The following is a 19,127-nucleotide window of genomic DNA, read 5'->3' as shown; positions in this document are numbered from 1 at the left end:
ATCCGGGAGGCCGCACAGGATGGCAGGCATGAAGCAGCGAACCGTACTCGTCGTCCTCTTCGACGGCGTCCAGAGCCTCGATGTGAGCGGGCCGATGGAGGTCTTCGCCGGGGCCTCCCGGTTCCCGGGGGTCTCGTACGGACTGCGCACCGCCTCGACGGCCGGCGCACCGGTCCGGTCGTCGAGCGGGCTCACCCTCGTCCCCGACAGCAGCCTCGCGGACGCCGGGCCCGCCCACACCCTCCTCGTACCCGGCGGACAGGGCACCAGGGTCCCCGACCCCGCCCTCGTCGACTGGCTGCGCGGGCACGCCCCGCACGCCGAACGGCTCGTCTCCGTCTGCACCGGTGCCCTGCTGCTCGCCGAGGCCGGACAGCTGGACGGGCACCGGGTGACCACGCACTGGACGCTCTGCGACCACCTCGCCCGCACCTATCCGGCCGTCGAGGTCGACCCGGAACCGATCTTCGTACGGGACGGCAGGCTGGCCACCTCCGCCGGAGTCACCGCGGGCATCGATCTCGCGCTCGCCCTCGTCGAGGAGGACCACGGCCGGGACGTGGCGCTCACGGTCGCCCGGCACTTGGTGGTCTTTCTGCGCAGACCGGGCAACCAGGCCCAGTTCAGCGCCCAGCTCACCGCGCAGACGGCCCGGCGCGAACCGTTGCGCGAGGTCCAGCACTGGATCACCGAACACCCCGGTGAGAACCTCTCCGTCGAGGCCCTCGCCGCCCGCGCCCGGCTCTCGCCGCGCCACTTCGCCCGCGCGTTCCGGGCCGAGACCGGTACGACACCCGGCCGGTACGTCGACCTCGTCCGTCTCGAACAGGCCCGCAGGCTCCTGGAGGACACCTCCGACGGTGTCGCCGGTATCTCGCGGGCGTGCGGCTACGGCACGCCGGAGGCGATGCGCCGCGCGTTCGTCAAGGCGCTGGGCACCGCACCCGCCGAGTACCGCAGACGGTTCAGCCACCGCCCGGCCGGCGCCCCCGCCGACCGGCCCCGCCCCACCGAGCCCGTCACCCTCCCGCACTGACCGAAGGGCAGCCACCCATGCAGATCGCCATCGTCCTCTTCGACCGCTTCACCGCACTCGACGCCGTCGGACCGTACGAGATCCTTTCCCGCGCACCCGGCGCGGAGACCGTCTTCGTCGCCGAGCGGACCGGCCCGGTGCGCAACGACAGCGGCAGCCTGTCGCTGGTCGCCGAGCGGACGCTCGACGACGTCCCGGCGCCCGACCTGGTGATCGTCCCCGGCGGCCCGGGGCAGAGCGCCCAGATGGAGAATGAGACCCTGCTCGGCTGGCTGCGCACCGCCGATGCCACCAGCACCTGGACGACCTCCGTCTGCACGGGTTCGCTGCTGCTCGCGGCCGCCGGACTCCTGAAGGGGCGGCGGGGCACCTCGCACTGGCTCGCCCTCGGCACCCTGAAGGACCACGGTGTCGAGCCGGCCGGCGAACGCGTCGTCATCGACGGCAAGTACGTCACGGCCGCGGGCGTCTCCTCCGGTATCGACATGGGCCTCACCCTGCTCGGCCGGATCGCGGGCGAGCGGTACGCCCAGTCCGTGCAACTGCTGACCGAGTACGACCCGCAGCCGCCGTACGACGCCGGGTCCCCCGACAAGGCACCGCCCGAGCTGGTCGAGGAGTGGCGCGCCAGGAGCCGCTCCGTCCTCCGGTAGCGGGCAGCGGGCGGGCCGGGAACGGTCAGTCCCGGGACGGCCAGGTGAAGCGGGGTGTGCGCCGCTCCAGGAAAGCGGCGACGCCCTCCGCGGTGTCGCCGCTGCGGCGCGCCTGGTCCGCCCAGTGGGCGTCCCGGTCCTCGCGCCCCGCGGCGAACTCCTTCGCGGCCGACTGGGTCAGCCGGGAACGGGACACCAGGACCCTGACGTATGCCTCGACCCACTCGTCCAGCTCGCCGGCGGGCAGCACCTCGTCTACCAGACCGGTCCGCAGCGCCCGGTCCGTACCGATCAGTTCGCCGGAGAAGAGCAGGTGCTTCGCCGTCGACGGGCCCGTCAGCGCGACGAGCCGGCGGGTCGACGACGCGGCGTAGACGATCCCGAGCTTGGCGGGGGTGACCCCGAACAACGCCCCCTCCTCGGCGAACCGCAGATCGCAGGCGGCCGCCAGCTGGCTCCCCCCGCCCACGCAGTAGCCGCGCACGGCGGCGACGACCGGCAGCGGGAAGGCGGCGAGCGCTTCCTCGGCCGCCACCGCGAGCTCCTGCGGGGCACCCGAGGGGTCGCGGAGGGAGGAGATGTCCGCCCCGGCGCAGAAGGTGTCCCCGGCGCCCGTCAGCACCAGCGCGCGCACCGAGGAGTCGGCGGCCAGCTCTTCCAGCAGCTCGGGCAGCGACTGCCACATCGCGGCCGTCATCGCGTTGCGCTTGGCGGGGTTGCTGATCACGAGGGTGGCGACGCCGTCCGCGACGGTGAGCTCCAGCCGGGGTTGCGTACGGTCCATGCGCCGGATGCTATCCGTACCGTTCGAACCTATGATCAACAAGGGTCCGCGAAGCAGGTACGCACCCCGGGGACAGGAAGCTCCCGCAGTCTCAGCGGCCTCGCCCTGCTCTTCGGCGGACTCGGGCTCATCGCGATCGGGGTGGGAGGCTGCCGGATCGTCTCGATGGTCTCTGGCCAGTTGGCGTTCGCGGGAGCCGGCTCAGGGCGGGCAGGACCAGCCTTCAGGAGACGGTCAAAAAAGGTCTGATAGCTGACGTACCCGCAGCTCTCCGGTCAAGTTCTGTCGATAGAGGTCGACTTCTGCTCAGTGGTGCGGACCTGACCGACTACGCCCCGCACCCTGTACTCGACGTGCAGTCACCATCGAGTGGAAGCGGGTACCGGTCAATGGAGAGCCGCGGGAGTGTCCCCGCCAGGCCCGTGCCGTACGAAGGGGTCTGGCGGTTCACCGCCCCGGCCACGGACGTCTCCGTACCCCAGGCCCGGCACGCCGTACGCGATCTGCTGGATCGCCAGGGCGTACCCCTGGACGACGACATCGCCCAGGGGCTGCTGCTCATCGTCTCCGAGCTGGTCACCAACGCCGTGAAGCACGCGGCGCTGCTCTCTCCCGAACTCGCCGTGGAGGTGGCCGTGGGTACCGACTGGGTCAGGGTGTCCGTCGAGGACAACCATCCGTACCGCCCGACCGCGCTGGAGACCGATCACGCGCAGACGGGCGGGCGCGGACTGCTGCTGGTCCGGGAGATCACCCGGGAGGCGGGCGGGGCCTGCGACGTGGAGCACACCGCGGGCGGCGGAAAAGTCATCTGGGCGGCCCTGCCGCTCGGCCCGCGCCCCTGACCCCGCCGCACCGGCGGCCCCGCCTACCAGCCGGCAGCCGGACCGGTCAGTTCCCGGATCGCGGGCCTGGCGGCATCCAGCACCGTCATGAACCAGGCAGAGAACGGCGCCCGGTCATGCCGTTCGGCCAGCTCCTGCGCCGACACGAACGCCGTCTCGCCCACCTCCTCCGGATCCGGCCGCAGCTGCTCCTGCGCCATGCCCACGAAGAGGTGGTTGAACTCCTGCTCCACCAGGCCCGAGGCGGGGTCCGGGTGGTTGTAGCGGACGGTGCCCGCCTCCGCCAGCAGCGAGGGGGAGATGCCCAGTTCCTCGTACGTCCGCCGGGCGGCGGCGGCGAAGGGCGCCTCGCCCGGGTACGGGTGGCCACAGCAGGTGTTGGACCAGACACCGGGGGAGTGGTACTTCCCCGGTGCGCGCCGCTGCAGCAGCATCCGGCCCTGCTCGTCGAAGAGGAACACCGAGAACGCGCGGTGCAGTTGGCCGGGTGCCTGGTGGGCGGCGAGCTTCTCCGCCGTGCCGATGGTGGTGCCGTTCTCGTCGACCAGTTCGAGCATGATCGCTTCTGCTGCGCCGTTCGACGAGGTGTTCGCCGCGGTGGCTGGTGTGGTCGGCATACCCATCCTTCGCTGTGGTCCCGGCCCCGTGCGCCGGTCCCGTCGAGTCTGCTCAAGTCTGCCGTACAAAAGCGGCTTGTCCGCACTTCGGGTCCTGGCAAGTCCGGCGCCGGGGCATCACGGTCACGGACACACCCGTCAGACGCCGAACGCCGCCGGGTACTGAATCGTGCCCTGGGGAACCGGCCCGGAATCATCGAGGACCAGCGCCATCATCGCCTCGTCCGGCACCTCGAAGCCCGGCCGGATTCCGTACCGTGACGCGGGCACGAAGCCGAACCTCGGGTAGTACTCGGGATGGCCGAGCACCAGGACCAGCGGCTCCCCGCGCATCCGCGCCGCGTCGAGCACGGCCCGCACCACGGCCTGCCCCGCGCCCCGGCGTTGGTGTTCGGGCGCCGTGGCCACCGGGGCGAGCGCCAGTGCGGGCGCGCCCCCGGCCAGGCAGCGGGTCAGCAGGGCGTGGGCGGCCACGGACCCGTCGGGTGCCTCGGCGACACAGGAGAGTCCGGGCAGCCAGGCAGCCGGGTCCTCGCGCAGTGCGTCGACCAGATCGGCCTCCGCCCGGGTCGGGAACGCGGCGGCGTTCACCGCGTGCACCGAGGCGATGTCCGCCGGTGTCTCCGGGCGGGTCGTCCAGCGAGTGGCGTGATCTTTGTCGGTCAACGTGAGAACCCTTGATCGAGAGGGGATTCCACCGTACATCGGGGATCGCGGCGGGTCTTCTCGCACCCGTCGGTCTTCACGTGCTCAGTGACAGAGCCTCGCCTCGTGCTCCGCGTGCCCGCTCGGCTCCAGTTGGAAGGTGCAGTGCTCGACGTCGAAGTGGTCGCCGAGACAGCCCTGCAGTTCGTGCAGGAGCTTCTCGTGCCCGATGGAGTCGAGGAGTTCCTGGTGCACCACCACGTGGGCGGAGAGCACCGGCATACCGGAGGTGATCGTCCAGGCGTGGAGGTCATGGACGTCCAGCACCCCGGGCAGTGCCGTGATGTGGTCGCGCACCTCACCCATGTCGACACCCTTGGGAGCCGACTCCAGCAGGACGTTCAGCGTCTCCCTGAGCAGCTTCACCGTACGCGGAACGATCATGAGGCCGATGAGCAGCGAGGCGATCGGGTCCGCGGCCTGCCAGCCGGTGGCCAGGATGACGCCCGCCGAGATCAGCACGGTCACCGAACCGAGGGTGTCCGCGAGTACCTCCAGATACGCGCCCCGCACATTGAGGCTGTCCTTCTGCCCGCGCACCAGCAGCGACAGCGACACCATGTTCGCCACCAGGCCCACCAGGGCGAAGGCGATCGTCAGCCCGCCCCTGGTCTCGGCCGGACTGACGAAGCGCTCCACCGCCTCGAAGAGCAGGTAGCCGCCGACCCCGAGCAGCAGCAGACAGTTGGCCAGCGCGGCGAGGATCTCGGCGCGGGCGTAGCCGAAGGTGCGGTTCGGTCCGGCCGGCTTGTTGGCGAAGTGGATCGCCAGCAGGGCCATGCCGAGGCCCAGCGCGTCGGTTGCCATGTGGGCCGCGTCCGCGATCAGCGCCAGCGAGCCGGACAGCAGCCCGCCGACGATCTCCATGACGGTCACGGTGAGCGTGATGCCCAGCGCGATCCGCAGTCGTCCCTTGTACGCGGCGGCCGCCGTGCCGGTGGGTGCGGGGCCGCCGTGCGCATGTCCGTGATCGTGCCCAGCCCCCATGGGGACGCCTCCCGGTCGTCGCGCGGACCCGGACGCGATCGGCCCGAGCAATGCCAGTGAACTACGGGCGGGGGGTATCGGGCAACACGGCAGTGAACACCGTTGTCACTTGCTCTGACCTGCGGAAATGGTCGCAGGTCAGAGCGGTTGACGGGTGGCGGTCAGAGCGGCGGGCAGCTCACTGGGCGGACGTCACGGGGTGGTGCAGCAGCCAACCCTGCCAGGCCGACGCGACCATCTCGCGCACCCCGCGCCGGGCCGACCAGCCCAGCTCGCCGGAGATCCGGTCGCAGGACGCGACCGCCTTCGACGCGTCCCCCGGCCGGCGGGGCTCGGACTCGGGCTTCCGGTCGAGACCGGTGACCTCCGCCACCAGATCGGCCAGCTCGCGCACCGAGACGCCGTCGCCGCGGCCGATGTTGACGGTCAGGTCCCCGGGCTCCTCCCGCGCGGCCAGCCGCCCGGCGACGGCCAGGTGTGCCTCCGCGAGGTCGGCCACATGGATGTAGTCACGGATGCAGGTGCCGTCGGGGGTGGCGTAGTCGTCACCGAAGATCCGCGGGGCCTCGCCGCGGGTCAGCCGTTCGAAGAACATCGGGATCACGTTGAAGACGCCGGTGTCCGACAGTTCCGGCTCGGCCGCGCCCGCCACGTTGAAGTACCGCAGACAGCCGGTGGACAGGCCGTGAGCCCGCCCGGCCGCCCGCACCAGCCACTCGCCGGCGAGCTTGGTCTCCCCGTACGGATTGATCGGTTCACAGGGAGCCTCCTCGGTGATCAGCTCCGCGTCCGGTACGCCGTACACCGCGGCCGACGAGGAGAACAGGAAGCTCCGCACGCCGGCGGCCGCTACGGCCTCCAGGAGGACGGTCAGCCCGCCGATGTTCTCCCGGTAGTACAGGAGCGGCTGCTCGACGGACTCGCCGACCTGCTTCTTCGCCGCGAGATGGATGACACCGCTCACCGCGTGCTCCGCCAGTACCCGGTCCACCAGTGCGCGATCGGCCGTCGAGCCCCGGACCAGCGGGACCTCGGCCGGCAGCCGGTCCGGGTTGCCGGTCGAGAGGTCGTCGAGAACGACCACCCGCTCACCGGCCCCCTTCATGGCCCGCACCACATGTGCCCCGATATATCCCGCTCCGCCTGTGATCAGCCATGTCATGCGGGTCAGACTAGGGCCTGTCCGGACCATGATCCGCCGGGCGGACCGGGATCCGTGCCACCGCGTTTTGTCAGGCGAGGCGGCCATCGACGATGATGATCGCGGGCGGCCCCGCATGATCCAGGTCCGCCCGGAACGGAGCATAAACGGGCAGTGAACTCCCGCTTCCGTTCATCCGATAGCCTCTGCCGACATGCCGCCGGCCCGCATCGGGGCCGTGCCGTCGCGCGCCGACCCATGTCAGCACCAAGGAGTGAGTTCGTCTGTCGACCGCCATTCTCACAGGTGCTCCGGTACCCGGATCGTCCATCGAGGCCGATCTGCGGTCACTGGGCTTCGACGTCCAGGCCGCCGCCGATGTCGGCGAGGCCGCGCGGCTGCTGTCCGCCGTCCCCGCCGACCGGCGGGTCGCGCTCGTCGACCCCCGTTTCGTCGGCCATGTCCATGCCTTGCGACTCGGACTGACCGACCCCCGATTCCCCGCCGCCACCGTGCCCGGCGCGCTCACCGTGCAGCCGGAGGCGCGTCCCGCGCTGGCCCGCGCCCTGGACAGCACCAGCACGGCGGCCGGCGCGGGCGTGCCCACCGGCCCGCCCGGCAGCACCGCCACGGTCGTGGACCGCACCGTGCCCGGCCGGCTCGCCGCCACGATGGACGCCCAGGGCACCGGGGTGCAGCGCCCGGAGCTCGGCTCACTCGTCGCGGCCGTACCGGTGGACGAGGCAGCCCGAGCCGCCGCGCTCTCCGGCGTCGCCGCCGTGGACGACGAGGCGGTCCGGCTGCGCAGCGCCGTCAAGGCCCGCGACGGCTTCTTCACCACGTACTGCATCAGCCCGTACTCGCGCTACATCGCCCGCTGGTGCGCGCGCCGCGGGTTCACTCCCAACCAGGTCACCACCGCGTCGCTGCTGACCGCCCTGGTCGCAGCCGGCTGCGCGGCCACCGGCACCCGCGGCGGGTACGTCGCCGCCGGACTGCTGCTGCTCTTCTCCTTCGTCCTGGACTGCACCGACGGGCAGCTCGCCCGTTACTCCCTCCAGTACTCGACGATGGGCGCCTGGCTCGACGCCACGTTCGACCGTGCCAAGGAGTACGCCTACTACGCGGGCCTCGCACTCGGCGCCGCCCGGGGCGGCGACGACGTCTGGGCCCTGGCGCTCGGCGCGATGGTGCTCCAGTCCTGCCGCCACGTCATCGACTTCTCGTTCAACGAGGCGAACCACGACGCGGTGGCGAACTCCAGCCCCACGGCCGCGCTCTCCGACAAGCTCGACAGCGTCGGCTGGACGGTCTGGCTGCGCCGCATGATCGTGCTCCCGATCGGTGAGCGCTGGGCGATGATCGCCGTACTGACCGCGTTCACCACCCCCCGGATCGTCTTCTACGCGCTGCTCGTCGGCTGCGCCTTCGCGGCCTGCTACACCACGGCGGGCCGGCTGCTGCGCTCCTTGACCCGCAAGGCCCGCCGCACCGACCGGGCCGCCCAGGCCCTCGCGGACCTCGCGGACTCCGGCCCCCTCGCCCAGCTCGTGGCGGCCCGCGGCCCCCGGATCCCGGGCGCCTGGACCGCACCGGTGGTCGCGGTCGTCGGCGCCGGCGCACTGATCGCCGCCGCGCTCCAGCAGCCCTTCGGCAGCCGCCAGATGATCGTCGCCGCGGTGTTCTACGCGGTCTGCTCCGGCATAGCCGTGGCCCGCCCCCTCAAGGGCGCACTCGACTGGCTGGTACCCCCGGTCTTCCGGGCGGCCGAGTACTGCACGATCCTCGCGCTGGCCGCCCGCAGCGACATCGACGGGGCGCTTCCCGCGGCCTTCGGGCTCGTATCGGCCGTCGCCTACCATCACTACGACACGGTGTACCGCATTCGAGGCGGCACCGGTGCGCCGCCCCAGTGGCTGGTGCGAACGATCGGCGGGCACGAGGGCCGCACCCTGGTGGTGGCCGTACTCGCCGCCGTACTCACCGGAGCCTCGGGCTTCACCGTGGCACTCACCGCGCTCGCGGTGGTGGTGGCACTGGTCGTGCTGGTGGAGTCCATCCGGTTCTGGGTGTCCTCCGGGGCACCCGCCGTTCACGACGAAGGAGAACCCGCATGATCGGCCTCGTACTGGCAGCCGGCGCAGGACGGCGCCTGCGCCCCTACACCGACACGCTTCCCAAGGCTCTCGTGCCGGTGGACGGCGAGAAGACCGTCCTCGATCTCACGCTGGCCAACTTCGCCGAGATCGGCCTCACCGAGGTCGCGATCGTCGTCGGCTACCGCAAGGAAGCCGTCTACGACCGCAAGGAGGAACTGGAGGCGAAGTACGGCCTCAAGATCGTCCTCGTCGACAACGACAAGGCCGAGGAGTGGAACAACGCCTACTCCCTGTGGTGCGCCCGCGAGGTCCTCAAGCGCGGTGTGATCCTCGCCAACGGCGACACCGTGCACCCGGTCTCCGTCGAGCGGACCCTGCTGGACGCGCGCGGCAAGGGCCAGAAGATCATCCTCGCCCTCGACACGGTGAAGACCCTCGCCGACGAGGAGATGAAGGTCATCACCGAGGAGGGCAAGGGCGTTCAGCGGATCACCAAGCTGATGGACCCGGCCACCGCCACCGGCGAGTACATCGGCGTCACCCTCATCGAGGCAGAGGCCGCGGAGGCACTCGCGGACGCCCTGAAGGCGACGTTCGAGCGCGACCCCGACCTCTACTACGAGGACGGCTACCAGGAGCTCGTCAACCGCGGCTTCACTGTCGACGTGGCCCCCATCGGCGAGGTCACGTGGGTCGAGATCGACAACCACGACGACCTCGAGAAGGGCAGGGAGATCGCGTGCCAGTACTGACCCGGCTCATCCCGTCCCCGGTCTTCGTCGACATCAGCCGGGGCGCCATGGACGATCTGGCCGGTCTCCTCGCGGACCAGCGGATCTCCGCCTCCGGCAAGCTCGCGATCGCGATCAGCGGCGGCTCCGGACAGGCCCTGCGCGAGAAGCTCGCACCGGCCCTGCCGGGCGCCGACTGGTACTGCGTCGCGGGCGGCAACATCGACGCCGCCGTGCAGCTGGCCGACGACATCAAGGGCAAGCGGTACGACGCCGTGGTCGGTCTCGGCGGCGGCAAGATCATCGACGTGGCGAAGTACGCCGCGGCCCGGGTCGGCCTGCCGCTGGTCTCGGTCGCCACGAACCTCGCCCACGACGGCCTCTGCTCACCGGTCGCGACCCTGGACAACGACAACGGACGCGGCTCCTACGGCGTCCCGATGCCGATCGCCATGGTCATCGACCTCTCGGTGATCCGGGAGGCCCCGGACCGCTTCGTGCGCTCCGGCATCGGCGACGCGATCTCCAACATCTCCGCGATCGCGGACTGGGAGCTCTCGCACCAGGTCAACAACGAGCAGATCGACGGACTGGCCGCCGCCATGGCCCGTACCGCCGGCGAGGCCGTGCTGCGCCACCCCGGCACCGTCGCCGACGACGAGTTCCTCACCGTCCTCGCCGAGTCGCTGGTGCTCTCCGGCATTGCCATCTCGATCAGCGGCGACACCCGTCCCTCGTCCGGCGCGTGCCACGAGATCAGCCACGCCTTCGACCTGCTCTTCCCTAAGCGGGCCGCGAGCCACGGCGAGCAGGTCGGCCTCGGCGCCGCCTTCGCCATGCACCTGCGCGGAGCCCACGAGGCGTCGGGGCTCTTCGCCGAGGTCCTTCGCCGGCACGGCCTTCCGGTCCTGCCCACGGAGATCGGCTTCACCGCCGACGAGTTCGTCCAGGCCGTCGACTACGCCCCGCAGACCCGTCCGGGACGCTTCACGGTCCTGGAACACCTCAGCCTGTCCACCGACCAGATCAGGGACGCGTACGCCGACTATGCCAAGACCATCAGTAGCTGAACTTCGCCCGGTCGTTCACCCCCCGGGCGTCAAGGACCGGCGCAGCGGTGAACACTGGGCGGGCCGGATCTACATGCGCGAGGTCTCGCTGCGTGTGGACCGGTACCTGGTCAACACCAAGGTCACGCCCAACCAGCTGACCTACCTGATGACCGTCGCGGGTGTGCTCGCCGCTCCGGCCCTGCTCGTGCCGGGAATCACCGGTGCGCTGCTCGGCGTGCTCATGGTCCAGCTCTACCTGCTGCTCGACTGCGTCGACGGCGAGCTGGCCCGCTGGAAGAAGCAGTTCTCGCTGGGCGGCGTCTATCTGGACCGGGTCGGCGCCTACCTCTGCGACGCGGCCGTGCTGGTCGGCTTCGGCCTGCGCGCCGCCGACCTGTGGGGCAACGGACGGATCGACTGGCTGTGGGCCTTCCTGGGCACCCTCGCGGCCCTGGGCGCCATCCTGATCAAGGCCGAGACCGACCTCGTCGGCGTCGCACGCCACCAGGGCGGTCTGCCGCCGGTCAAGGAGGCGGCGTCCGAGCCGCGCTCGTCCGGCATGGCGTTCGCGCGCCGGGCCGCCGGTGCGCTCAAGTTCCACCGGCTGATCCTGTGCGTCGAGGCTTCGCTGGTGATCCTGGTCGCGGCCGTCCTCGACTCGGTCAGGGACGACCTCTTCTTCAGCCGCCTCGCGGTCGCGGTGCTGGCCGGCATCGCCCTGCTGCAGACCCTCCTCCACCTCGTGTCGGTCCTGGCATCGAGCAGGCTGAAGTGAGCACCCCCATGAAACTCGGCGCGGTCATCATCACGATGGGCAACCGCCCGGCCGAGCTGCGCGCCCTGCTCGATTCGGTCGCCAAGCAGGACGGCGACCGGATCGAGGTGGTCGTCGTCGGCAACGGCTCTCCCGTACCGGACGTCCCCGCGGGCGTGCGCACCGTCGAGCTGCCCGAGAACCTGGGCATTCCCGGCGGCCGCAACGTCGGCATCGAGGCCTTCGGGCCGTCCGGCGCCGACGTGGACGCCCTGCTGTTCCTGGACGACGACGGGCTGCTGCCGCTCACCGACACCGCGGAGCTGTGCCGGCAGGCGTTCGACGCCGATCCCAAGCTCGGCATCATCAGCTTCCGGATCGCCGACCCGGACACCGGGGAGACCCAGCGCCGCCACGTGCCGCGGCTGCGCGCCGCCGACCCGCTGCGCTCGTCGCGGGTGACGACGTTCCTCGGCGGCGCCAACGCCGTACGCACCCGGGTCATCGCCGAGGTCGGCCCGCTGCCCGGCGACTTCTTCTACGCGCATGAGGAGACCGATCTGGCCTGGCGGGCGCTGGACGCCGGCTGGCTGATCGACTACCGCGCCGACATGGTGCTCAACCACCCCACCACCGCCCCGTCCAGGCACGCCGTCTACCACCGCATGGTGGCCCGCAACCGGGTCTGGCTGGCCCGCCGCAACCTGCCCGCGCCGCTGGTCCCCGTGTACCTCGGTGTGTGGCTGCTGCTGACGCTGCTCCGCAGGCCGTCCGGCCCGGCGCTGAAGGCCTGGTTCGGCGGCTTCCGGGAAGGCTGGTCGAAGCCCTGCGGACCGCGACGCCCCATGAAGTGGCGTACGGTGTGGCGGCTGACCAGACTAGGCCGCCCTCCGGTCATCTGAGAGGCTCGCCTCTGGGAGCATGAGGCGTATTTTTCTTGTCGGGACCTGTCCGCCCTGAGCCGCGCCCGCGACTGGCTGCGCATTTTGAATACGAGAGTTTCATCTGGTGAGTGACACAACCCATGATGGTGCGGTTGCGCTGAGCACCCCGCCATCGGCAGACGACGGCCTGAGCTCGGCCGAGCTGGCCGCGAAGTACGGTCTGACGGTGAGCGGAGCCCGGCCGGGGCTCTTCGAGTACGTGCGCCAGCTCCGCGGGCGACGCCACTTCATCATGGCGTTCTCCCGGGCGAAGCTGACCGCTCAGTACAGCCAGGCGAAGCTGGGCCAGTTGTGGCAGGTGGCCACCCCGCTCCTGAACGCCGCGGTGTACTTCATCATCTTCGGCCTGATCCTCGGCACGAAGAAGGGGATTCCGCAGGACGTCTTCATCCCGTTCCTGGTGACCGGGGTCTTCGTCTTCACCTTCACCCAGAGCTCCGTGATGGCGGGTGTCCGGGCCATCTCCGGGAACCTCGGCCTGGTCCGCGCACTGCACTTCCCGCGCGCCTCGCTGCCCATCTCCTTCTCGCTACAGCAGCTCCAGCAGCTGCTGTACTCGATGATCGTGCTGGTCGCGGTGACGGTCGGGTTCGGCAGCTACCCGCGGCTCTCGTGGCTGCTGGTGGTTCCCGCGCTGGTGATGCAGTTCTTCTTCAACACCGGCCTGGCGCTGATCATGGCGAGGCTCGGTTCCAAGACCCCCGACCTGGCCCAGCTGATGCCGTTCATCATGCGGACGTGGATGTACGCGTCGGGCGTGATGTTCTCCATCCCGGTGATGCTCGCGGACAAGCCGTCCTGGATCGCCGACGTGCTGCAGTACAACCCGGCGGCCATCTACATGGACCTGGTCCGGTTCGCGATGATCGACGGTTACGGCTCCGAGAACCTGCCGTCGCACGTCTGGGTGGTCGGGCTCGCCTGGGCGCTCCTGGTGGGCGTCGCGGGCTTTGTGTACTTCTGGAAGGCAGAGGAACGGTACGGCCGTGGCTGAGGACAACACCGCGGGGCGCGTCCCCACCGTGATCGCCGACGATGTGCACATCGTGTACCGCGTCAACGGCGGCGGCGGTGGCAAGGGCGGCGCCACCGCGGCACTGAGCCGGATACTGCGCCGCGGCAAGGGCGAGGAGCGCGGGGTCCGCAAGGTGCACGCCGTGCGCGGCGTGACCTTCACCTCCTACCGGGGCGAGGCGATCGGTCTCATCGGGACCAACGGTTCCGGCAAGTCGACCCTGCTGCGGGCCATCGCCGGTCTGCTCCCGACCGAGCACGGCAAGGTCTACACCGACGGCCAGCCCTCGCTGCTCGGGGTGAACGCGGCGCTGATGAGCGATCTGACCGGCGAGCGCAACGTCGTGCTGGGCGGACTCGCCATGGGGATGAGCCGTGAGGAGATCCGGGAGCGGTACCAGGACATCGTCGACTTCTCCGGCATCAACGAGAAGGGCGACTTCATCACCCTGCCGATGCGGACGTACTCCTCCGGCATGGCCGCCCGGCTGCGGTTCTCGATCGCGGCCGCCAAGAACCACGACGTCCTCATGATCGACGAGGCTCTGGCGACCGGTGACCGGAAGTTCCAGATCCGTTCCGAGGCGCGCATCAGGGAGCTCCGCAAGGAGGCCGGCACCGTCTTCCTGGTCAGTCACAGCAACAAGTCGATCAGGGACACCTGTGACCGGGTGCTGTGGCTGGAGAAGGGCGAGCTGCTGATGGACGGCCCGACCGACGAGGTCCTCAAGGCGTACGAGCGGGAGACCGGCAAGTAACGCCTTCCGCAGCGCAGCGGCCTCCGCCGGACGACTCCGGCGGAGGCCGCTGCGCGTGTCCGGACCATGGACCGGACCCCGGGCGTCCACGGCTCGTCGTATGCCTCCCGGCAAGATCTCCTCCCGCCGGATGACGTCAATTTAGGTGCGCACGGGGAAAGTTGGCACGGCACGGCGCGCACACGGTCTGCGTGCCGTACCCCGCCGTATCGATGAGCGTTGTACAACGTAAGCTGTACCGGTGCTGATTCGTTGCAAGTGGGGCGATACCGCCTGAGTGGAAGGCCCCCATGGTCCTCCGCACTGGGGAGGGCGGGCGGCGTGTCCGGAATGGGTTGTTTTGGGTCAGCAGTGTAGAACGGGAGATGTGACGGCTATGACGGATGATCTCCAGCTCCGAGGTGCTCACGCCGTCCCCGCGCAGGGCGGTCCGCAGTGACGCGTGCCCGCCGGACGCGGCTCGATTCCGACGTACCCGGAACCCTTGACAAGGCCGCCGACGAGAATTTCCCGGTGGCCCCCTTCTTCCTGCCGCGCGCCTGGCGCGACGACCTGATGGCCGTTTACGGCTACGCCCGGCTCGTCGACGACATCGGCGACGGCGATCTCGCCCCCGGCGGTGCCGACGCCCGCCACCTCGGTCTCGACCCGGCGCAGGGGGAGGACCGGCTCGCGATGCTCGACGCGCTGGAGACCGACCTGCGCCGCACCTTCGCCACCACGGGTGAGACCCCGCACCACCCCCTCATGCAGGCACTTCGCCCCACCGTGCGGCGCTGCTCGCTCACCCCCGAACCCTTCCTCGGCCTCATCGAGGCCAACCGGCAGGACCAGAAGATCCGCCGCTACGGGACGTACGAGGAACTGCTCGCCTACTGCGAGCTCTCCGCGAACCCCGTCGGCCGCCTGGTCCTCCAGCTCACCGGGACCGCGAGCCCCGAACGGATCCGCCGCTCCGACGCCGTCTGCACCGCCCTGCAGATCGTCGAGCACCTCCAGGACGTCACCGAGGACCTCGGACGGGACCGGATCTACCTGCCGGCCGACGACATGGCAAGGTTCCATGTGGCCGAATCCGATCTGGCCGCACGGTCCGGGGGCGCATCGGTGCGGGCGCTGGTCGCGTACGAGGCGGAACGCGCCGGGGATCTGCTGAATGAAGGCACCCCTCTGGTGGGTAGCGTCCACGGCAGGCTCAAGCTGCTTCTCGCCGGATTCGTGGGTGGGGGGCGTGCCGCCCTCACCGCGATCGCGGCCGCCGGGTTCGATGTACTGCCCGGACCGCCCAAGCCCACCAAGCCCAGCCTGCTGCGCGAGGTGGGAGTTGTCTTGCGAAGAGCGCGTAGAGAGGGGTGAGCCGGACCGTGGAGGGACAGACGACGTACATGTCGGCACCGGTACAGGCCGCATACAGTTACTGCGAGGCGGTCACCGGACAGCAGGCGCGGAACTTCGCGTACGGCATCAGGCTGCTGCCGGCCGAGAAGCGGCAGGCCATGTCGGCGCTGTACGCCTTCTCCCGTCGTGTCGACGACATCGGTGACGGCGAGCTGGAGCCGGAGACCAAACGCGTCCGCCTGGAAGGCACCCGCACACTGCTGGACCGGGTACGCGACGGCGCGGTCGACGACGACGACACCGACCCGGTGGCCGTCGCACTCGCCGACGCCGCCCGCAGGTTCCCGCTGCCGCTGGAGGGGCTCGACGAGCTCATCGACGGTGTGCTGATGGACGTGCGCGGCGCGACCTACGAGACCTGGGACGACCTCAAGACCTACTGCCGGTGCGTCGCGGGCGCCATCGGCCGTCTCAGTCTGGGCGTCTTCGGTACGGAACCGGGCGCGCCCGGCGCCGAACGTGCCGCGGAGTACGCCGACACGCTCGGCCTCGCACTCCAGCTGACCAACATCCTGCGCGACGTCCGCGAGGACGCGGGCAACGGGCGCACCTACCTGCCCGCCGACGACCTCGCCAAGTTCGGCTGTTCCGAGGGCTTCCACCGGGCCACCCCGCCGCCCGGCTCGGACTTCGCGGGACTGATCCACTTCGAGGTCCGGCGCGCCCGCGCCCTGTTCGCCGAGGGCTACCGGCTGCTGCCGATGCTGGACCGGCGCAGCGGTGCGTGTGTGGCGGCGATGGCCGGCATCTACCGCAGGCTCCTCGACCGGATCGAGCGCGACCCCGAGGCGGTGCTGCGCGGCCGGGTCTCGCTGCCCGGCCACGAGAAGGCCTACGTGGCGGTGCGCGGACTGTCGGGTCTCGACGCCCGCTACATCTCGCGCCGTACGGCCAGAGGGCGTGTCTGAATGCGCCTCGCGGACATCTCGCGCACCATGAGCACCATGGATGATCAGTCGGGACGGCGGGCAACCCCTGGCCGTACCACTGCGTCCCTGACTGGAAAGACCTGGCGAGAGGGGGATTCATGACGGACGACAGCCTGCGTTCCTCCCGGGCGGTGGTGATCGGCGGCGGGCTCGCCGGCATCACGTCGGCCCTGCGCCTGGCCGACGCCGGGCTTGACGTGACCCTGCTCGAAGGACGGCCCCGGCTCGGCGGCCTCGCCTTCTCCTTCCGGCGCGGCGAACTGACGGTCGACAACGGCCAGCATGTCTATCTGCGCTGCTGCACCGCCTACCGCTGGTTCCTCGACCGCGTCGACGGCGCCCGTCTGGCGCCCCTGCAAAACCGTTTGGACGTGCCCGTTCTCGACGTCGGGCGGCCTGCGGGCCCCCGGCTCGGACGGCTGCGCCGCAATGGGCTGCCGGTACCGTTCCACCTCGCCGCCGGACTCGCCGGGTACCCGCACCTCTCGCTCGCCGAGCGGGCGAGCGTGGGGCGCGCCGCGCTGGCCCTCGGCCGGCTCGACCCGGACGACCCGGCGCTGGACGACATCGACTTCGGCAGCTGGCTCGCCCGGCACGGCCAGTCGCCGCGCACCGTCGAGGCCCTCTGGGACATGGTCGGCGTCGCCACGCTCAACGCGACCGCGCCGAACTCCTCGCTCGCGCTCGCCGCGAAGGTCTTCAAGACCGGTCTCCTCTCCGATCCCGGCGCCGCCGACATCGGATGGGCGAGCGTGCCGCTCGGCGACATCCACGACACGCTGAGCCGCAAGGCCCTGGACTCCGCCGGTGTCCGCACCGAACTGCGGACGAAGGCCGGATCGCTCACCCGTACCGACGACGGGCGCTGGGTGGTCGACACCGGGGCCGAGCGGATCGAGGCGGAGACCGTCGTGCTGGCCGTCCCGCAGCACGAGACCCACGCCCTGCTGCCCGAGGGCGCGCTCGACGCACCGGAACGGCTGCTGGAGATCGGCAGCTCGCCGATCCTCAACGTGCACGTGGTCTACGACCGCAAGGTGCTGCGGCGGCCGTTCTTCACCGCGCTCGGCTCACCGGTCCAGTGGGTCTTCGACCGCACAGAGGCCTCGGGCCTCACCGGACCCGGGCAGTACCTCGCGGTCTCCCAGTCCGCGGCCGGCGAGGAGATCGACCTCCCCGTCGCCGAGCTGCGCGCCCGCTACCTGCCCGAGCTGGAGCGGCTGCTGCCGGCCGCTCGCGGCGCGGGGATCAGGGACTTCTTCGTCACCCGGGAGCGGACGGCGACCTTCGCGCCCGCCCCCGGAGTCGGCCGGCTGCGGCCCGGGACCCGGACCAGGGCACCCGGCCTCTTCCTGGCCGGCGCATGGACCGCCACCGGCTGGCCGGCCACGATGGAGGGCGCCGTCCGCAGCGGTGCCGGCGCCGCGGACGCCGCACTCCTGGCACTCGGCCACCCCCACGAACATCCGCTGCAGGAGGCGGCATGAGCAGTACCACCGGAACAAGAGGAGAGTCAGTGACCCCGGCGAATCCGGCTTCCGACACCGTGGCGGACACCACGGACGTCACCGCGCTTCTGGAGCGCGGACGGGCCCTTTCCACGCCGGTGCTCCGGGCCGCCGTTGACCGGCTCGCACCGCCCATGGACACCGTGGCCGCCTACCACTTCGGCTGGATCGATGCCCAGGGCAGGGCCTCCGACGGAGACGGCGGCAAGGCCGTGCGCCCGGCGCTGGCCCTGCTGTCCGCCGAGGCGGCCGGCGCCGCCGCGGAGGCCGGCATCCCCGGAGCCGTGGCCGTCGAACTCGTGCACAACTTCTCGCTGCTGCACGACGACCTGATGGACGGCGACGAGCAGCGGCGCCACCGCGACACCGTGTGGAAGGTGCACGGCCCCGCCCAGGCCATCCTGGTCGGCGACGCGCTCTTCGCGCTGGCCAACGAGGTCCTGCTGGAGCTCGGGACGGTCGAGGCGGGCCGCGCGGCCCGGCGGCTGACCTCGGCCACCCGCAAGCTCATCGACGGGCAGGCCCAGGACATCTCCTACGAGCACCGCGAGCGGGTCACCGTCGAGGAGTGCCTGGAGATGGAGGGCAACAAGACGGGTGCCCTGCTCGCCTGCGCCTGCTCCATCGGCGCGGTGCTCGGCGGCGCCGACGACCGCACCGCCGACGTCCTGGAGGCGTACGGCTACCACCTCGGCCTCGCCTTCCAGGCGGTCGATGACCTGCTGGGGATCTGGGGCGACCCGGAGACCACCGGCAAGCAGACCTGGAGCGATCTGCGCCAGCGCAAGAAGTCCCTGCCGGTCGTCGCCGCGCTCGCCGCGGGCGGACCGGCCTCCGAGCGCCTGGGCGAACTGCTCGCCGCCGACGCGAAGAGCAGCGACTTCGACAGCTTCTCCGAAGAGGAGTTCGCCGCCCGTGCGGCACTCATCGAGGAGGCGGGCGGCCGTGAATGGACCGCTCAGGAGGCGCGTCGTCAGCATGCGGTCGCCATCGAGGCGCTGCACGGTGTCGACATGCCCGAAACCGTGCGGGCGCAGCTCACGGCGCTCGCGGACTTCGTCGTCGTACGAAAGAGATGATCGCCATCTGGTCCATATGACTCGCAGTCGCCGGCCGGCGTTCGTCACGGGCGCCGGCCGACGGAGACCCCAGCACAGCAGAGGACCAACTGC

18 protein-coding genes and 1 pseudogene are annotated in these 19,127 nt (G+C 71.0%); 14 read left to right on the top strand and 5 right to left on the bottom strand.

Annotated features, from left to right (window positions below; all coding sequences use genetic code 11):
- Positions 1-28: 28 nt before the first annotated feature.
- Positions 29-1,036, top strand: a complete 1,008-nt coding sequence (locus ACIO3R_RS12510) for a GlxA family transcriptional regulator (RefSeq protein ID WP_385026731.1) — start codon at positions 29-31, stop codon at positions 1,034-1,036.
- 17 nt (positions 1,037-1,053) lie between these two features.
- Positions 1,054-1,689: a DJ-1/PfpI family protein gene (locus tag ACIO3R_RS12505; protein ID WP_385026734.1), complete on the top strand. Its 636-nt coding sequence runs from the start codon at positions 1,054-1,056 to the stop codon at positions 1,687-1,689.
- 25 nt (positions 1,690-1,714) lie between these two features.
- On the opposite strand, the gene ACIO3R_RS12500 is transcribed toward ACIO3R_RS12505, so the two are convergent.
- On the bottom strand, positions 1,715-2,473 hold the full coding sequence (locus ACIO3R_RS12500; protein WP_402105450.1) for an enoyl-CoA hydratase/isomerase family protein: 759 nt from the start codon (positions 2,471-2,473) through the stop codon (positions 1,715-1,717).
- 389 nt (positions 2,474-2,862) lie between these two features.
- On the opposite strand from ACIO3R_RS12500, the gene ACIO3R_RS12495 reads away from it, so the two are divergent.
- On the top strand, positions 2,863-3,318 hold the full coding sequence (locus ACIO3R_RS12495) for an ATP-binding protein (protein ID WP_363077431.1): 456 nt from the start codon (positions 2,863-2,865) through the stop codon (positions 3,316-3,318).
- Between the two features lie 23 nt (positions 3,319-3,341).
- Here ACIO3R_RS12495 and idi read toward each other — a convergent pair whose 3' ends face one another.
- From idi to galE, 4 genes and pseudogenes are all read right to left on the bottom strand, one after another.
- Positions 3,342-3,935: an isopentenyl-diphosphate Delta-isomerase gene (gene idi, locus ACIO3R_RS12490; protein ID WP_385026741.1), complete on the bottom strand. Its 594-nt coding sequence runs from the start codon at positions 3,933-3,935 to the stop codon at positions 3,342-3,344.
- Positions 3,936-4,073: 138 nt separating this feature from the next.
- Positions 4,074-4,577: pseudogene (locus ACIO3R_RS12485) on the bottom strand (GNAT family N-acetyltransferase); the annotation flags it as partial.
- A 108-nt stretch (positions 4,578-4,685) separates the two neighbouring features.
- A complete protein-coding gene (locus ACIO3R_RS12480) occupies positions 4,686-5,627 on the bottom strand; it encodes a cation diffusion facilitator family transporter (protein ID WP_385026744.1) in 942 nt (313 codons plus the stop codon).
- Between the two features lie 178 nt (positions 5,628-5,805).
- Positions 5,806-6,789, bottom strand: a complete 984-nt coding sequence (gene galE / locus ACIO3R_RS12475; RefSeq protein ID WP_402105448.1) for a UDP-glucose 4-epimerase GalE — start codon at positions 6,787-6,789, stop codon at positions 5,806-5,808.
- Positions 6,790-7,280: 491 nt separating this feature from the next.
- Between galE and ACIO3R_RS12470 the strand changes: the two genes are divergently transcribed.
- From ACIO3R_RS12470 to ACIO3R_RS12420, 11 genes are all read left to right on the top strand, one after another.
- The gene (locus ACIO3R_RS12470; RefSeq protein WP_402105656.1) at positions 7,281-8,885 is read left to right on the top strand and encodes a DUF5941 domain-containing protein; all 1,605 of its coding nucleotides are present in this window, start codon (positions 7,281-7,283) and stop codon (positions 8,883-8,885) included.
- Entirely contained in the window at positions 8,882-9,619 is a 738-nt protein-coding gene (locus tag ACIO3R_RS12465; RefSeq protein WP_385026749.1) for a sugar phosphate nucleotidyltransferase, read from the top strand. Before ACIO3R_RS12470 ends, ACIO3R_RS12465 begins: the two co-directional genes overlap by 4 nt.
- Entirely contained in the window at positions 9,607-10,668 is a 1,062-nt protein-coding gene (locus tag ACIO3R_RS12460; protein ID WP_362952652.1) for an iron-containing alcohol dehydrogenase family protein, read from the top strand. The genes ACIO3R_RS12465 and ACIO3R_RS12460 overlap by 13 nt, the downstream gene beginning before the upstream one ends.
- Entirely contained in the window at positions 10,646-11,425 is a 780-nt protein-coding gene (locus ACIO3R_RS12455) for a CDP-alcohol phosphatidyltransferase family protein (protein ID WP_363028869.1), read from the top strand. The genes ACIO3R_RS12460 and ACIO3R_RS12455 overlap by 23 nt, the downstream gene beginning before the upstream one ends.
- 8 nt (positions 11,426-11,433) lie before the next feature.
- The gene (locus tag ACIO3R_RS12450) at positions 11,434-12,306 is read left to right on the top strand and encodes a glycosyltransferase family 2 protein (RefSeq protein ID WP_385026763.1); all 873 of its coding nucleotides are present in this window, start codon (positions 11,434-11,436) and stop codon (positions 12,304-12,306) included.
- Between the two features lie 106 nt (positions 12,307-12,412).
- The gene (locus tag ACIO3R_RS12445; protein ID WP_363028867.1) at positions 12,413-13,342 is read left to right on the top strand and encodes an ABC transporter permease; all 930 of its coding nucleotides are present in this window, start codon (positions 12,413-12,415) and stop codon (positions 13,340-13,342) included.
- The gene (locus ACIO3R_RS12440) at positions 13,335-14,120 is read left to right on the top strand and encodes an ABC transporter ATP-binding protein (RefSeq protein WP_363028865.1); all 786 of its coding nucleotides are present in this window, start codon (positions 13,335-13,337) and stop codon (positions 14,118-14,120) included. Before ACIO3R_RS12445 ends, ACIO3R_RS12440 begins: the two co-directional genes overlap by 8 nt.
- A 435-nt stretch (positions 14,121-14,555) precedes the next feature.
- On the top strand, positions 14,556-15,476 hold the full coding sequence (gene hpnC, locus ACIO3R_RS12435; RefSeq protein ID WP_402105444.1) for a squalene synthase HpnC: 921 nt from the start codon (positions 14,556-14,558) through the stop codon (positions 15,474-15,476).
- 29 nt (positions 15,477-15,505) lie between these two features.
- Positions 15,506-16,426 (top strand): presqualene diphosphate synthase HpnD, encoded by a 921-nt coding sequence (gene hpnD, locus ACIO3R_RS12430; protein ID WP_385037102.1) that lies wholly within the window; start codon positions 15,506-15,508, stop codon positions 16,424-16,426.
- A gap of 119 nt (positions 16,427-16,545) precedes the next feature.
- Positions 16,546-17,934 carry a hydroxysqualene dehydroxylase HpnE gene (gene hpnE, locus ACIO3R_RS12425; RefSeq protein WP_402105442.1) on the top strand — a complete coding sequence of 463 codons (1,389 nt, stop codon included), beginning with the start codon at positions 16,546-16,548 and terminating at the stop codon, positions 17,932-17,934.
- Positions 17,931-19,034, top strand: coding sequence for a polyprenyl synthetase family protein (locus tag ACIO3R_RS12420; protein ID WP_363028858.1), 1,104 nt, complete (start codon positions 17,931-17,933; stop codon positions 19,032-19,034). The genes hpnE and ACIO3R_RS12420 overlap by 4 nt, the downstream gene beginning before the upstream one ends.
- Positions 19,035-19,127: the final 93 nt, after the last annotated feature.

The sequence above is a fragment of the Streptomyces sp. NPDC087428 genome (assembly GCF_044744085.1).
In the GTDB taxonomy this organism is placed as follows: domain Bacteria; phylum Actinomycetota; class Actinomycetes; order Streptomycetales; family Streptomycetaceae; genus Streptomyces.
Note: the sequence above shows the minus strand (reverse complement) of the source record. Positions and strands in the feature narration are given on the sequence as shown.

What these genes read in the sequence shown, in the direction of transcription:
- ACIO3R_RS12480 (WP_385026744.1), bottom strand. Translation starts at nt 5,627, where the DNA reads ATGGGGGCTGGGCACGATCACGGACATGCGCACGGCGGCCCCGCACCC.
- ACIO3R_RS12420 (WP_363028858.1), top strand. Translation starts at nt 17,931, where the DNA reads ATGAGCAGTACCACCGGAACAAGAGGAGAGTCAGTGACCCCGGCGAAT.
- ACIO3R_RS12465 (WP_385026749.1), top strand. Translation starts at nt 8,882, where the DNA reads ATGATCGGCCTCGTACTGGCAGCCGGCGCAGGACGGCGCCTGCGCCCC.
- galE (WP_402105448.1), bottom strand. Translation starts at nt 6,789, where the DNA reads ATGACATGGCTGATCACAGGCGGAGCGGGATATATCGGGGCACATGTG.
- ACIO3R_RS12455 (WP_363028869.1), top strand. Translation starts at nt 10,646, where the DNA reads ATGCCAAGACCATCAGTAGCTGAACTTCGCCCGGTCGTTCACCCCCCG.
- ACIO3R_RS12505 (WP_385026734.1), top strand. Translation starts at nt 1,054, where the DNA reads ATGCAGATCGCCATCGTCCTCTTCGACCGCTTCACCGCACTCGACGCC.
- ACIO3R_RS12495 (WP_363077431.1), top strand. Translation starts at nt 2,863, where the DNA reads ATGGAGAGCCGCGGGAGTGTCCCCGCCAGGCCCGTGCCGTACGAAGGG.
- hpnD (WP_385037102.1), top strand. Translation starts at nt 15,506, where the DNA reads ATGTCGGCACCGGTACAGGCCGCATACAGTTACTGCGAGGCGGTCACC.
- ACIO3R_RS12450 (WP_385026763.1), top strand. Translation starts at nt 11,434, where the DNA reads ATGAAACTCGGCGCGGTCATCATCACGATGGGCAACCGCCCGGCCGAG.
- ACIO3R_RS12510 (WP_385026731.1), top strand. Translation starts at nt 29, where the DNA reads ATGAAGCAGCGAACCGTACTCGTCGTCCTCTTCGACGGCGTCCAGAGC.
- ACIO3R_RS12500 (WP_402105450.1), bottom strand. Translation starts at nt 2,473, where the DNA reads ATGGACCGTACGCAACCCCGGCTGGAGCTCACCGTCGCGGACGGCGTC.
- idi (WP_385026741.1), bottom strand. Translation starts at nt 3,935, where the DNA reads ATGCCGACCACACCAGCCACCGCGGCGAACACCTCGTCGAACGGCGCA.
- hpnE (WP_402105442.1), top strand. Translation starts at nt 16,546, where the DNA reads ATGACGGACGACAGCCTGCGTTCCTCCCGGGCGGTGGTGATCGGCGGC.